The following is a 13,412-nucleotide window of genomic DNA, read 5'->3' as shown; positions in this document are numbered from 1 at the left end:
GGAATGCGGGTCAGGAAAGGTGCGCGGTGTAGAACCCCGCCAGTTCCGTGACCGCCTCCCCGACGGGGCCCTCCTTGTCGTAGAGGTCGACGTGGGTCGCTCCCTCGATCCAGTGGAGTTTCTTCGGGCCGGTGGCCTGTTGGAAGGCCTCCACGCTCATCCAGGACGTCTCCGCCTCGCGGCCGGTGATCAGGAGGAGAGGGCGCGGGGACAGCAGGGGGAGGGCGTGGAAGGCGTCGAAGAGGGCGATGCGGTCGACGCTCGTCCAGGTCAGGGACTTGGCCGAGCGGGGGTGGCCCGCGCGGGGGGTGCAGTAGTACTCCCAGCCCTCGTACACGTGGGGGCCGGCCTCGCGGGCCTCCTCCTCGGTGGCCGGGAAGAGGGGGAAGGCTGGGGAGGGCTCGCCGTGCGCCTCCGCCGTGCGGGCCGCTGCCGCCGCGGTCAGCATGCCCTGGAAGACCGCCGGGTCCTGGGTGCCGTCCGCGCCCAGCCGGAACTGGCGGGCGATGTCCGCGGCGCTCACCGCGGCCACGGCCCGCACGCGGCGGTCGGTCGCGGCGGCCGTGAGGGCGTAGCCGCCCGAGGCGCAGATGCCCAGGACGCCGATGCGGTGGGGGTCGACGTCCGCGCGCGTGGTGAGGTGGGAGACCGCGGCCTTGAGGTCCTCGACCCGCTGGGCCGGGTCCTCCAGACCGCGTGGCTCGCCCTCGCTCTCGCCCTGGTGGGCCGCGTCGAAGGCCAGGGTGAGGAAACCGCGCTCGGCCAGCCGGCGCGCGTACAGGCCCGCCGCCTGTTCCTTCACGCCGCTGCCGGGGTGACCTACGACGACCGCCGGGAGAGGGGTGGATGCGGCGTTGTCGGGGGTGTGGACGTGGGCGGCGATCTTCAGGCCCGCGCTGAGGAATGTGACGTCGGTTCGCATGGGGTGTCCTGCGCTTTCGGTCGTGTCGCAACGGTTGCTCCGTGATGCACCGTCGCGCCGGGCGGTACCCCTGTGCCAGGGACGACCCTGCCTATGCAGACCAGTACCAGGCACACGGGACCGGTCGCGGGGACACTGGACGCATGGTCGACAACCCCGGCAACGAGCTCGGCGCCTTCCTGCGCTCCCGTCGTGCCGCCCTCGATCCGCACGCCGCGGGGATGCCGGACGACGGGCGTCCCCGACGGGTGCCGGGGCTGCGGCGCGAGGAGCTGGCCCAGCTCGCGCACGTCAGCGTCGACTACGTCGTACGGCTGGAGCAGGGGCGGACCCGGCGGGTCTCGCGGCCGGTGCTCGACGCGCTCGCCGAGGCCCTGCGACTGGCGCCGGACGAACGGGACTACCTGTTCGCCGTCGCGGACGTCACCGATGTCTCCGCCGCCGGTCCCGTCCGGCGACGGGCCGTTCGTACGGAAGTGGCGCCCCGGTTGCGGCTGTTGCTGGACACCATGCCGGACGTACCCGCGCTGGTCCTGAACCGGCGGATGGACGTACTGGCCTGGAACCGCGGGGCCGCCGCTCTGTTGACCGACTTCGGTGAACTGCCCCTGCCCGAGCGCAACCTGATCCGGCTGACCTTCCTCGACGACACCTTCCGGGCCCTGTACGGGGACTGGCCGCGGGCCGCCCGTGAATGCGTCGCCGTGCTGCGCATGGAGGCCGGACGCACCCCGCACGACCCCGCGTTGGCCGCGCTGGTCGGTGAACTCGGCGTCCGCGACCCGGACTTCCGCGTCTGGTGGGCCAGTCACCAGGTGCGCGGGCCGCGTCAACTCACCAAGGTCTACCACCATCCCGTCGCCGGCACCCTCACGCTCGACGTCCAGCAGTTCTCCGTGGACACCCATCCCGACCAGCAGTTGGTCGCTTACACGGCGGAACCCGGCTCACCCTCCCACGAGGCCCTGCGCTTCCTGTTGCAGTGGTCCTCGGCGCGCACCGACACCAAATCGTGAGGCGGCCGACCGGCAGACGAGCGCATCCGTAGCGGGGGCCAATGCGTCTAGGTCGGTATGGACCTGGACAAGCTCCCCGTAGATCGGCCCGAGCGGCAGACGCCCGAGGGGTGTCTCGTCGTGGCGATACGCCTGCCCGTGCGGATCGTCGCGCTGGTGCTGATCGTGCCGGCGCGGATGGTGTGGGACGCGCTCGTCGTCGGCTGGCGGTTCCTGACGGACACGGTGTTCCGGCCGGTGGGCCGGGCACTGGAGTGGCTCGCGCGGGCCGTTTTCGTATGGCCGTTCGTGGCGCTGTGGCGGTACGGCGTGGTGCCCCTGGGGAACGCGCTGGGGTGGCTGTTCGGCGTGCTCGTCGCCGCACCGGCGCGCATGGTGTGGGACGCGCTCGTCCTCGCCTGGCGGTTCCTCGCGGACCGGGTGTTCCCGCCGGTGGGGCGGGCGCTTGCGTGGCTCGCGCGGGCCGTCTTCGTATGGCCTTTCGTGGGGCTGTGGCGGTACGGGGTCGTGCCGCTCGGTAAGGCACTGGGGTGGCTGTTCGGCGTGCTCGTGGTCGTGCCCCTCACGTGGCTGTACGAGTACGTGCTGACGCCGGTGGGGCATGGCCTCGCCTGGCTGACGCGGAGCCTCGGGGCCGGGCTGGTGTGGTTCTACGCGCGCGTGCTCACGCCTGTCGGACACGGCGTGCTGTGGGTCGCGCGGGGCGTGGTGTGGGTGGTCACGCCGGTGGGGCGCGCGGTGGTGTGGTGCGCCAAGGGGCTCGCGTGGCTCGCGAGCACGACCGTCCGCGGGATCGTCACCGGGATCGGCATGGTGCTGTCGGCGATCGGCGTCGGGCTGTACTGGATCGCGCGCGTGCTGTTCGTCCTGCCCGCGCTCGCCCTGTGGCGGTGGGTGTTCGTGCCCGTCGGCCAGCTGCTGGCCTTCGTCGGGCACCTGCTGGCCGTCGTCGGGCGGGAGGTGGTGGACGCGCTCGGGCACGGGTGGCGGGTCGCGTCCCGGATCTCGCTCGCCGTCGGGCGGTTCCTCGGCACCCTCTTCCGGTGGATCTTCGTCGAGCCCGTGCGGTGGGTGTACCAGACCGTGCTGACGCCGGTCGGGCACGTCGTCCGGGACGCCGTGGTGCGGCCCGTCGCCGAGGTCGCGCGCACGGTGGGCCGGGCGAGCAGGGAGGCGTTGACCGCCGCTCGCGAGTCCGTGCGGCAGGCGCGGGCCGACTTCCGGCGGATGCTCTTCGGGGAGCCCGCGCCCGTCGAGATCGTCGGCGCCCGGGAACCGTCGGGGCCCGAGACACGTACTCTAGGTAGCAGTACGACCGCACTCACGAAGGACTGAACGACACTGGGCAAGCGACAGCCCGAAGGCCCGCCGCCCGCACCCGCGGTGCAGCGCATCCGACTGCGCTACACCAAGCGCGGCCGCCTCCGGTTCACCAGCCACCGTGACTTCCAGCGCGCCTTCGAGCGTGCGCTGCGCCGTGCCGAGGTGCCGATGGCGTACTCGGCGGGGTTCACGCCGCATCCGAAGGTGTCGTACGCCAATGCCGCACCCACCGGCACGGGCAGTGAGGCGGAGTACCTGGAGATCGCGCTCACCGCGGCGCGCGATCCGGAGAGACTGAGAGCGCTGCTCGACGAGTCGATGCCCACCGGCCTCGACATCGTGGACGCGGTCGAGGCCCGGACCTCCGGGCTCGCGGACCGGCTCACGGCTTCCGTATGGGAGCTGCGGCTGGACGGCGTGGATCCGGCGGAGGCCGAGCGGGCCGTCGCCGCGTTCAACGCCGCCGGTGCGGTCGAGGTCCAGCGCATGGCCAAGAACGGCGTTCGAACCTTCGACGCGCGCTCCGCGGTCGTACACTTGGAAACGCACAGTTCGCAGGCTGATAGGCCGACGGACCAGCCCTGTGCGATACTGCGGCTGGTTGTTCGGCACGTGACGCCTGCCGTACGACCCGACGACGTCCTGTCCGGTCTCCGCGCCGTGGCCGACCTGGCGCCGCCGGTCCCCGCAGGGGTGACCAGGCTGGCGCAGGGGCTGCTCGATGAAGAGACCGGCACGGTGACCGACCCGCTCGCGCCCGACCGCGAGGCTGCGACGGCTGTAACCACGGCCGATCCCGCTGCCGCCGCGAAGGCGCCGGTGTAAGGAAGGTCCCGCGAAGGACGGATGTCGTAGCGCCGCCCTCGTACTCGGGAGCCACCTGGGTCGGGCAGTGCACAGACCACAAGACTTTCGCCAGGCCGTACGCAACATGGCGTACGGAACCGGCGAGACAGGACACTAGAGAGTTCCCGTGCGGCGCCCGCGCCCCGGACGGCGGCACCGCGCATCGCGCGAGCCGCGGACGTCAGCGGTGGTCGATGCCATCGACACCGGACCAGGTGCGGCGCCCGGGAGCCTGACGGGAGAAACGCCCGCATGCTCGAACCGACCGAACCCACAGAGTCCTCAACGGACTCCGAACAGAACACCCCCAGCGACACACTGCCGCCGCGTCGTCGGCGCCGTGCCGCTTCCCGACCGGCGGGTCCGCCGGTCGGCGGTGCCGCCGAGGCACCGGAAGACGTCGTCGCGCCGGCCATACCGGCCGAGGACGACGAGAAGGTCGACGAGACCCTTGAGGTAGCGGCGACCGAAGAGACTGACGAGACCGAAGAGACGGACGAGGCTGCCGTGGCGGAAGTTCCCGCCGAGGAAGCCGCGCCGGCCGGTCGTCCGCGGCGCCGTGCGACCCGTCGTGCCTCCGCGCCCGCCGGTGCGCCCGTGGCCGCCGAGGTGGCCGAGACCGTCGTGCCCGCTGCCGCCGCCGAGACGGCCGAGGCCGCCGCTGCGCCCGAGAGTGTCGAGGCGGACTCCGACGAGGACGCCGCTCCGCGCCGTACCCGCCGTCGTGCCACCCGCCGGGTGTCGGCGCCCGCCGGTGCGCCGGTGGCAGCCGAGGCCGCCGAGACCGTGGTGCCGGCCACGACCACTGCGGCGCCCGCCGCCGACGAGACTCCCGCTGCCGCCGAGACCGCGGTCGAAGACGCACCGGACGCCGGTCGTCCCCGCCGTCGCGCCTCGCGCCGGGCCTCCGCGCCCGCCGGTGCGCCGAACGCGGACGCCGCCGAGGCCGAGGTCGTCGTCGAGGCGCCCGCCGCCTCCGCCGAGGCTGTCGCCGAAGCCCCTGCCTCCGCTTCCGCCTCCGCCGACGAGGACGCCGCTCCCCGTCGTACCCGCCGTCGCGCCACCCGCCGGGTGACCGCGCCCGCCGGTGGGCCCGCCGAGGGCGAGGTGGCCGAGCCGGTGGAGACCGCCGACGCACCCGCCGCCGCTCCCGTGAACGGGCGTGACGCCGAGGCCGCCGCCGTCGAGGCGCCCGCCGCCGAAACCCCTGCCGAAGCTCCCGCCTCCGCCGAGGAGGACGGTGGTCCGCGCCGGGCCCGTCGCCGGTCCGCCCGTAAGGCCGCCGGTGGGTTCGCCGCGCCCGCGGCGACCGCCGCCGCGACCGAGGGCGACGAGGACGGGAAGCCGCGTCGACCCGCGCGCCCCGCGGTCGCCGTGTTCCAGGCGCCCGTCTTCACCGAGCCCAGGTTCCAGACGCCCGAGCGGGCCGCGGCCCAGGCCGCCGCCGAGGCGGCCGACACCGACGAGCCCGACGAGATCGACGAGCAGCCCGTGGAGCGCGTTGAGCGGGTCGAGCGCGTCGAGGAGACGCCTGCCGCGCCGCGCCGCCGTCGTCGCGGCCGGGGTGCCGCGTTCGCCGAGGAGACCGAGACGCGGCCCGTCGAGCCCGTCGTCGAGGACGAGCCGGAGGAGGCCGACGAGTCGGCCGAGGACGCCGTCGACGACGACGAGTCCGAGGACACCGGTTCGCGCCGGCGCCGTCGCCGGGGCGGCCGTCGCCGTCGGCGCGGTGAACTGGCCGAGGCCGGTGGCGAGGACGACGCGGACGAGTCCGACGAGCCCGCCGCGCAGGACGCCGACCAGGCCGACGAGGACGACGACGAGTCCGACGAGGAGGCGCAGGGCGCCGACTCCGGTGGCTCCAGCTCCAGCAGCCGTCGTCGCCGCCGGCGCCGTCGCCGTGCCGGTGACAGCGGTCCGGACACCGAGCCCACCGAGGGTGACCCCGAGCGCACGGTCGTCAAGGTCCGCGAGCCGCGCAAGCAGTCCGAGCCGTCCGACGAGGTGCAGTCCATCAAGGGCTCGACCCGTCTGGAGGCCAAGAAGCAGCGCCGCCGCGAGGGCCGTGAGCAGGGGCGCCGACGCGTCCCGATCATCACCGAGGCCGAGTTCCTGGCCCGCCGCGAGGCCGTCGAGCGCGTGATGGTGGTCCGCCAGTACGGCGACCGTACGCAGATCGGCGTCCTGGAGGACGGCGTGCTCGTCGAGCACTACGTCAACAAGGAGCAGGCCACCTCGTACGTCGGCAACGTCTACCTGGGCAAGGTCCAGAACGTGCTGCCGTCGATGGAGGCCGCCTTCATCGACATCGGCAAGGGCCGCAACGCCGTCCTGTACGCCGGTGAGGTCAACTTCGAGGCGCTGGGGATGGCCAACGGGCCGCGGCGCATCGAGGCGGCGCTCAAGTCCGGCCAGTCCGTGCTCGTCCAGGTGACGAAGGACCCGATCGGCCACAAGGGCGCGCGCCTGACCAGCCAGGTCTCCCTGCCCGGGCGCTACCTCGTGTACGTGCCCGAGGGCTCCATGACCGGTATCAGCCGCAAGCTGCCCGACACCGAGCGGGCCCGGCTGAAGACCATCCTCAAGAAGATCGTCCCCGAGGACGCGGGCGTCATCGTGCGCACCGCCGCCGAGGGCGCGAGCGAGGACGAGCTGCGCCGTGATGTCGAGCGGCTGCAGGGTCAGTGGGAGGACATCCAGAAGAAGTCGAAGAACGGCGGCAGCTCGAACGCGCCGACGCTCCTGTACGGCGAGCCGGACATGACCGTCCGGGTCGTCCGCGACATCTTCAACGAGGACTTCACCAAGGTCGTCGTCAGCGGCGACGAGGCCTGGGACACCATCCACGGCTACGTCTCGCACGTCGCCCCCGACCTCGCCGACCGGCTGTCGAAGTGGACCTCCGAGGTCGACGTCTTCGCCACCTACCGGATCGACGAGCAGCTCGCCAAGGCCCTGGACCGCAAGGTCTGGCTGCCCAGCGGCGGTTCGCTGGTGATCGACCGGACCGAGGCGATGGTCGTCGTCGACGTCAACACCGGCAAGTTCACCGGTCAGGGCGGCAACCTCGAGGAGACCGTCACCCGCAACAACCTGGAGGCGGCCGAGGAGATCGTGCGTCAGCTGCGGCTGCGCGACCTCGGCGGCATCATCGTCATCGACTTCATCGACATGGTCCTGGAGTCCAACCGGGACCTGGTGCTGCGGCGCCTGCTCGAATGCCTGGGCCGGGACCGTACGAAGCACCAGGTCGCCGAGGTGACCTCGCTGGGGCTCGTGCAGATGACCCGCAAGCGGGTCGGCCAGGGCCTGCTGGAGTCCTTCTCCGAGACCTGCGTCCACTGCAACGGCCGCGGTGTCATCGTGCACATGGAGCAGCCGAGCTCCGCCGGTGGCGGCGGCAAGCGCAAGAAGCGCGGGCGCGGCGGCGACGGGCACACCCACGAGCACGAGCACGAGTCCGCGGGCACCGTGGACACGCACGAGGAGACCGAGGCCGAGGTCGCCGCGGAGGTGGCCGAGCCGATCGCGCTCGACGGGCCCGCCTTCACGCCCGATGAGGAGCTGTTCAGCAGCGTCGCCGAGGCGGAGGCCGCGGTCCGCGGTGGCCGCTCGCGGCGCCGGGCCGGCCGACGTGCCTCGGCCCCGGCGGGTGCTCCCCGACGGGAGAACAGGTCGGACGAGCACAGGTCCGACGAGTACGGGTCGGGCGAGCAGCGGGCGGAGCGGTCCGCGCCCGAGGTGCCGACGGCGCAGTCCGTGACGGCCGAGGCCGCCGCGGAGCGCCCGGTGCGGTCGGAGTCGGCCGCCGAGGCGCTCGCCGAGCCCGCCGCCGTGGCGGACCCGGTCGTCCCGGCCGAGGCCCCTGTCGCCGACGAGGCCGCGCCCAAGGGACGGACCCGTCGTCGCGCCACCCGCAAGGTGTCCGCGCCCGCCGGTTCGCCCGCGGGAGCGGAGGCCGCCGTGGTGACGGTCGCCGAGACGGCGCCCGAGCGGCAGCCGGAGGCGGCTCCGCAGGCCGCGGCTCCCGCACCGGCCGAGCAGCCCGAGGCGTCCGCCGACAGCGCCGCCCCGGCCCGTCCGCGCCGCCGTGCCGTCCGCAAGGCCACCGCGCCCACCGCGTCCGAGGAGGCGGCCGTCGTGGTCGTCCCGTCGGCGGAGGCGCCGGCCCAGGCCGCCCCCGAGGAGTCCGCCGAGGCGGGCACCGAGGCTCCGGCGGCCGAGAAGACGGCCCGGAAGACGGCCAAGAAGGCCACGGCGAAGAAGGCCGCGACCAAGGCGACCGCCACCAAGAAGACCGCGGCAAAGAAGACGGCCGCGAAGAAGGCGACGGCCAAGAAGGCGGCCAAGACGGCCACCGCCAAGAAGGCCGCGTCGAAGAAGACGGTGGCGGCGGAGCAGTCCCCGTCGGGTGTGTCGGCCTCCACGGAGGACTGACGCGCTTACCGCGCAGTGCGGTTGACGGCCCGCCGGGTTTCCACCGGGCGGGCCGTCCCGCTTTTCCGTGACCGTGCGATACGGCCGACACGGCCTGCGCGGCGGCGCGTTGTGCCGGGGCGAGGTTCGCCCCGCCGCAAGTTGCCCTGATGAAGGTGACTGCGCGGGGGGAAGGAACACGACCATGGACGACCTCTTCGACTCCGCGGGCGTAGCCCTGTGCTGCGCCGCCGCCATCCGGCTCGGCGGGGCCGTGCGGGTGCTTGCCGAGTTCCACCAAAGGCAGTGGAATCTCCGCTGCCGTATCTGCTGATTCCTTGGGCCACTCGCGAACTGGCCGGATCTCACCCCTCCCGAGGCCTTCCGCCCCCGTTTCTCGTGACCTCGACCACGAATTGACCCGTAGCAGGCAACCATGTGAACGAGCGGTGAATCTAGCTTCTCGTAGCGCGGCTATGATGTGACCGAGATGATGCGTAATTCAGACAAACGGGGATTTATCACGTGAAGGCTCTCGTGCTCTCCGGAGGAGCGGGTACCCGCCTCCGCCCGATCACCCACACCTCGGCCAAGCAGCTGGTGCCGGTGGCGAACAAGCCCGTGCTGTTCTACGGCCTGGAGGCGATCGCCGAGGCCGGGATCACCGAGGTGGGGATCGTCGTCGGGGACACCGCCGAGGAGATCCGGGAGGCCGTCGGCGACGGCTCGCAGTTCGGGATCGAGGTCACCTACATCCCGCAGGAGGCCCCCCTCGGGCTCGCGCACGCCGTCCTCATCGCCCAGGACTTCCTCGGTGACGACGACTTCGTGATGTACCTGGGCGACAACTTCATCGTCGGCGGCATCAAGGGCCTGGTCGAGGAATTCCGCAGCGAACGACCCGACGCGCAGATCCTGTTGACGAAAGTTCCCAACCCCACCTCCTTCGGTGTCGCCGAACTCGACGCCGACGGGCGCGTGGTGGGCCTTGAGGAGAAGCCGAAGCAGCCCAAGAGCGATCTCGCGCTGGTCGGGGTCTATCTCTTCACCCCCGCCGTGCACGAGGCCGTCCGCTCCATCGGGCCTTCCTGGCGTGGCGAGTTGGAGATCACGCACGCCATCCAGTGGCTGATCGACGACAAGCGTGACGTCCGCTCCACCACGATCTCCGGGTACTGGAAGGACACCGGCAACGTCACCGACATGCTGGAGGTCAACCGGTCCGTCCTGGAGACCGTGCAGCCGCTGATCGAGGGCACGGTCGACGAGGAGAGCGAGATCATCGGCCGGGTACGGATCGAGGCGGGCGCCCGCGTCAGCGGCAGCCGGATCGTCGGCCCCGTGATCGTCGGCGCCGGCTCGGTCGTCAAGCACGCCTACATCGGTCCCTTCACATCCGTCTCCGAGGACTGCAGGATCGAGGACAGCGAGATCGAGTACTCCATAGTCCTGCGCGGATCCTCGGTGACCGGCGTGCGCCGTGTGGAGGCCTCGCTCATCGGGCGCGACGTCGAGGTCACGCCCGCGCCCCGCAACCCGTCGGCCCACCGGCTCGTGCTCGGTGATCACAGCAAGGTGCAGATCTCTTCATGACCACCGCTCCCACCCGAATCCTGGTGACCGGCGGCGCCGGGTTCATCGGCTCGCACTACGTCCGTACGCTGCTCGGCCCGCAGGGACCCGGTGACGTCTCGATCACCGTCCTGGACAAGCTGACGTACGCCGGCAACCCGGCCAACCTCGACGAGGTGCGCGCGCACCCGGGGTTCGCCTTCGTGCAGGGCGACATCTGCGACCCCGAGCTGGTCGGCAAGCTGATGGCCGAGCACGACCAGGTGGTGCACTTCGCCGCCGAGTCGCACGTGGACCGATCCATCGACGGCGGCGCGGAGTTCGTCCGTACGAACGTCGTCGGCACGCACACGCTCATCGACGCCGCCCACCGCGCCGGCATCAAGACCTTCGTGCACATCTCCACCGACGAGGTCTACGGCTCGATCGACGAGGGCTCCTGGCCCGAGACGCACCCGCTGGAGCCCAACTCGCCCTATTCCTCGGCGAAGGCGTCCAGCGACCTGATCGCGCTGTCGTACCACCGCACCCACGGCCTGGACGTCCGCGTCACCCGCTGCTCCAACAACTACGGACACCACCACTTCCCCGAGAAGGTCATCCCGCTCTTCGTGACCAACCTCCTCGACGGCAAGAAGGTCCCGCTGTACGGCGACGGCGGCAACGTCCGCGACTGGCTGCACATCGACGACCACGTCCAGGGCATCGAGCTGGTCCGCACGAAGGGCCGCGCCGGTGAGGTCTACAACATCGGCGGCGGCACCGAGCTCAGCAACAAGGAGCTCACCGGACTGCTGCTCAAGGCCTGCGGCGCCGACTGGGAGACCAGCGTCGAGTACGTCGAGGACCGCAAGGGCCACGACCGCCGCTACTCCGTCGACTGCACGAAGATCCGCGAGGAGCTCGGCTACGAGCCGCGCAAGAGCTTCGAGCAGGGCCTCGCGGAGACGGTCCAGTGGTACCGCGACAACCGCGCCTGGTGGGAGCCGCTGAAGGAGCGGGCCGCGCTGTGACCCCGCCGCCGCAGAAGCAGAACTGGCTGGTCACCGGCGCCGGCGGCATGCTCGCCCAGGACGTCCTGGCCGCGCTCGCCGCCGCCGGGATCCCGGCGGTCGCCGCCGGCCGGGCCGACCTCGACATCACCGACCCGGCCTCGGTGCGCACGGCCCTGGCCGAGCACCGGCCCGTCGTGGTCGTCAACTGCGCCGCCTGGACGGCCGTCGACGACGCCGAGTCCCGCGAGGACGAGGCTCTGCGCGTCAACGGCGACGGCGCCCGGCACCTCGCCGAGGCGTGCGCGGCCGACGGGACCGTACTCCTCCAGGTCTCCACGGACTACGTGTTCGCGGGCGACGCCGAGAAGCCGTATGCGGAGGACGCCCCCACCGGCCCGCGCGGCGCCTACGGCCGCACCAAGCTCGCGGGCGAGCGCGCGGTCCTCGACACCCTCCCGGACACCGGCTACGTCGTGCGCACGGCCTGGCTGTACGGCGCGGGCGGCGGCAACTTCGTCCGTACGATGATCAAGCTGGAGGGCGTCAAGGACACCCTCGACGTCGTCGACGACCAGCGGGGCCAGCCCACTTGGACCGCCGACCTCGCCGACCGGCTCGTCCGCCTCGGCCAGGGCGCGCTCGCCGGCACCGCACCGGCCGGCGTCTACCACGGCACCAGCTCCGGCGAGACGACCTGGTACGGCTTCACCCGGGCCATCTTCGAGCGGCTCGGCGCCGACCCGGAGCGGGTCCGCCCCACCACGAGCGCGGCCTTCGTACGCCCCGCGCCCCGGCCCGCGTACAGCGTGCTGGGCCACGACCGCTGGGCGGCGGCCGGCATCGAACCGATCCGCGACTGGCGCGAGGCGCTGACGGAGGCGTTCCCGGCGCTGGTGACCGCCGAGCGGGGCTGACCAGCGGTACAACCCAACACCGGGGCGGACGGTCGGAGGTGACATGAAGAGACGTCATCTCCTCGGTGCCGCCCTGGTGTTGCTGCTGGCTGCCTGCGGCTCGGACGGCGGCGAGGCACCACAACACCCCGGTGTCCGGTCCGACTTCGACGGAGACGGGTACGGCGATCTCGTCGTCTCCGACACCACCGCGACCGTGCACGGGAAGTACGCCGCCGGATACGCGGCCGTCCTGCGCGGCTCCGCGCAGGGCCCCCGGCTCAAGGGAGCGCAGGTCGTCACCCAGGACGGGCTCGGGCTCGGCAAGGCGGGCGAGGGCGGTGGTTTCGGCGGCTCAAGCAGCAGCCTCAGCGCCGACCTCGACGGCGACGGGCGGGCCGACTTCGTCACCCAGGCGGGCCGGAGCACGGTCTTCGTCGTCTGGGGGAGCGACAAGGGGCTTTCCGGTGCGGCCCGGTTGAAGGGGTCCGCGCCGCTCGCGGGCGACGTCGACGGCGACGGACACGCCGATCTCGTCGTCACCTCGGGCCAGAACGCCGTACGGATCCTGCTGGGACCGCTCGACCGCGACGGCACACCGCGCCGTACGGTCCCCCTCGACCTGACGCCCAGCGACTCGAAGTACCCGGCCGCGGTGCCCGCCGCCCTCGGGGACCTCACCGGGGACGGCAAGGACGACCTCCTGGTCACCTGGGCCGCCCTGGTCGACGAGGCTCCCCAGTCCCTCGCCACCGTCCTGTACCGGGGCGCCGCCGACGGGAAGCCGGTCAAGGGCCCGCGCCTCAAGGACGAGCAGGGCGGGGACTTCCACGGCCAGGTACTTCGGACGGCAGACGTGAACAAGGACGGTTACGCCGATGTCGTGGCGGCACTCGGCTGCGATGTGCTCCTCGGTGACCCCAATCCGCCGCGAGGCGGCAGCCGGGTGGGCGTCCTGTACGGAGGACCCACGGGGCCCAGCGAGCGGATCAAGCCTGTCCGTATCACCGAGAGGACGGCCGGGCTGCCGGTCCAAGGCCCCTTCTCCTTCTGCTCGTTCGGTGGCCGGCCCGCGGTCGGTGACGTGGACGGGGACGGGTACGCCGACGTGGTGTTCTCGGCCGAGGTCGAGAAGGGCACGAAGCGGGAGCTCCTCGTTCTGAGGGGGAGCGGCGAGGGACTCACTCTCAAGGGGGCGCGGGCCCTGCCGGGCACCTCGGCCGTGCTGCTCGACACCGACGGCGACCGGGCGGCCGAGCTGGTGGTCGAGGAGGCCGGGGAGGTCCGGGTGGTGCGCTCCGGGGCCCCGACGCGGACCTTCACGGCGGCCGACCTGGACCTCGGGCCGGACATCTCGGGTTCGGGGCGCGGCTTCGGGCCGGTCGGATAGCGAAGACCGGACAGCGATGACCGGACAGCGAAGACCGGA

10 protein-coding genes are annotated in these 13,412 nt (G+C 72.5%); 9 read left to right on the top strand and 1 reads right to left on the bottom strand.

The window, feature by feature from the left end:
* Positions 1–10: 10 nt before the first annotated feature.
* The gene (locus tag ACIQI8_RS14580; protein ID WP_402349144.1) at positions 11–922 is read right to left on the bottom strand and encodes an alpha/beta hydrolase; all 912 of its coding nucleotides are present in this window, start codon (positions 920–922) and stop codon (positions 11–13) included.
* 143 nt (positions 923–1,065) lie between these two features.
* Here ACIQI8_RS14580 and ACIQI8_RS14575 point away from each other — a divergent pair, with 143 nt between their 5' ends.
* From ACIQI8_RS14575 to ACIQI8_RS14535, 9 genes are all read left to right on the top strand, one after another.
* Positions 1,066–1,938 (top strand): helix-turn-helix transcriptional regulator, encoded by an 873-nt coding sequence (locus ACIQI8_RS14575; RefSeq protein ID WP_402349141.1) that lies wholly within the window; start codon positions 1,066–1,068, stop codon positions 1,936–1,938.
* Between the two features lie 57 nt (positions 1,939–1,995).
* Positions 1,996–3,273, top strand: a complete 1,278-nt coding sequence (locus ACIQI8_RS14570; protein WP_402349138.1) for a hypothetical protein — start codon at positions 1,996–1,998, stop codon at positions 3,271–3,273.
* A 48-nt stretch (positions 3,274–3,321) separates the two neighbouring features.
* The gene (locus tag ACIQI8_RS14565) at positions 3,322–4,086 is read left to right on the top strand and encodes a TIGR03936 family radical SAM-associated protein (protein ID WP_402349136.1); all 765 of its coding nucleotides are present in this window, start codon (positions 3,322–3,324) and stop codon (positions 4,084–4,086) included.
* 273 nt (positions 4,087–4,359) lie between these two features.
* Positions 4,360–8,544 (top strand): ribonuclease E/G, encoded by a 4,185-nt coding sequence (locus ACIQI8_RS14560; protein WP_402349133.1) that lies wholly within the window; start codon positions 4,360–4,362, stop codon positions 8,542–8,544.
* A gap of 184 nt (positions 8,545–8,728) precedes the next feature.
* Complete coding sequence (locus ACIQI8_RS14555) at positions 8,729–8,857, top strand: hypothetical protein (RefSeq protein WP_402349130.1); 129 nt, start codon at positions 8,729–8,731, stop codon at positions 8,855–8,857.
* A 191-nt stretch (positions 8,858–9,048) separates the two neighbouring features.
* Complete coding sequence (locus ACIQI8_RS14550; protein ID WP_402349128.1) at positions 9,049–10,116, top strand: glucose-1-phosphate thymidylyltransferase; 1,068 nt, start codon at positions 9,049–9,051, stop codon at positions 10,114–10,116.
* Positions 10,113–11,108 (top strand): dTDP-glucose 4,6-dehydratase, encoded by a 996-nt coding sequence (rfbB, locus tag ACIQI8_RS14545; protein ID WP_402349125.1) that lies wholly within the window; start codon positions 10,113–10,115, stop codon positions 11,106–11,108. The genes ACIQI8_RS14550 and rfbB overlap by 4 nt, the downstream gene beginning before the upstream one ends.
* Complete coding sequence (gene rfbD, locus ACIQI8_RS14540) at positions 11,105–12,004, top strand: dTDP-4-dehydrorhamnose reductase (RefSeq protein WP_402349122.1); 900 nt, start codon at positions 11,105–11,107, stop codon at positions 12,002–12,004. The genes rfbB and rfbD overlap by 4 nt, the downstream gene beginning before the upstream one ends.
* A 43-nt stretch (positions 12,005–12,047) precedes the next feature.
* The gene (locus ACIQI8_RS14535; RefSeq protein WP_402349119.1) at positions 12,048–13,373 is read left to right on the top strand and encodes an FG-GAP repeat domain-containing protein; all 1,326 of its coding nucleotides are present in this window, start codon (positions 12,048–12,050) and stop codon (positions 13,371–13,373) included.
* Positions 13,374–13,412 lie beyond the last annotated feature (39 nt).

Source organism: Streptomyces sp. NPDC092369, assembly GCF_044755245.1.
In the GTDB taxonomy this organism is placed as follows: Bacteria; Actinomycetota; Actinomycetes; order Streptomycetales; family Streptomycetaceae; genus Streptomyces.
This window is presented reverse-complemented; position numbering and strand designations above follow the sequence as displayed.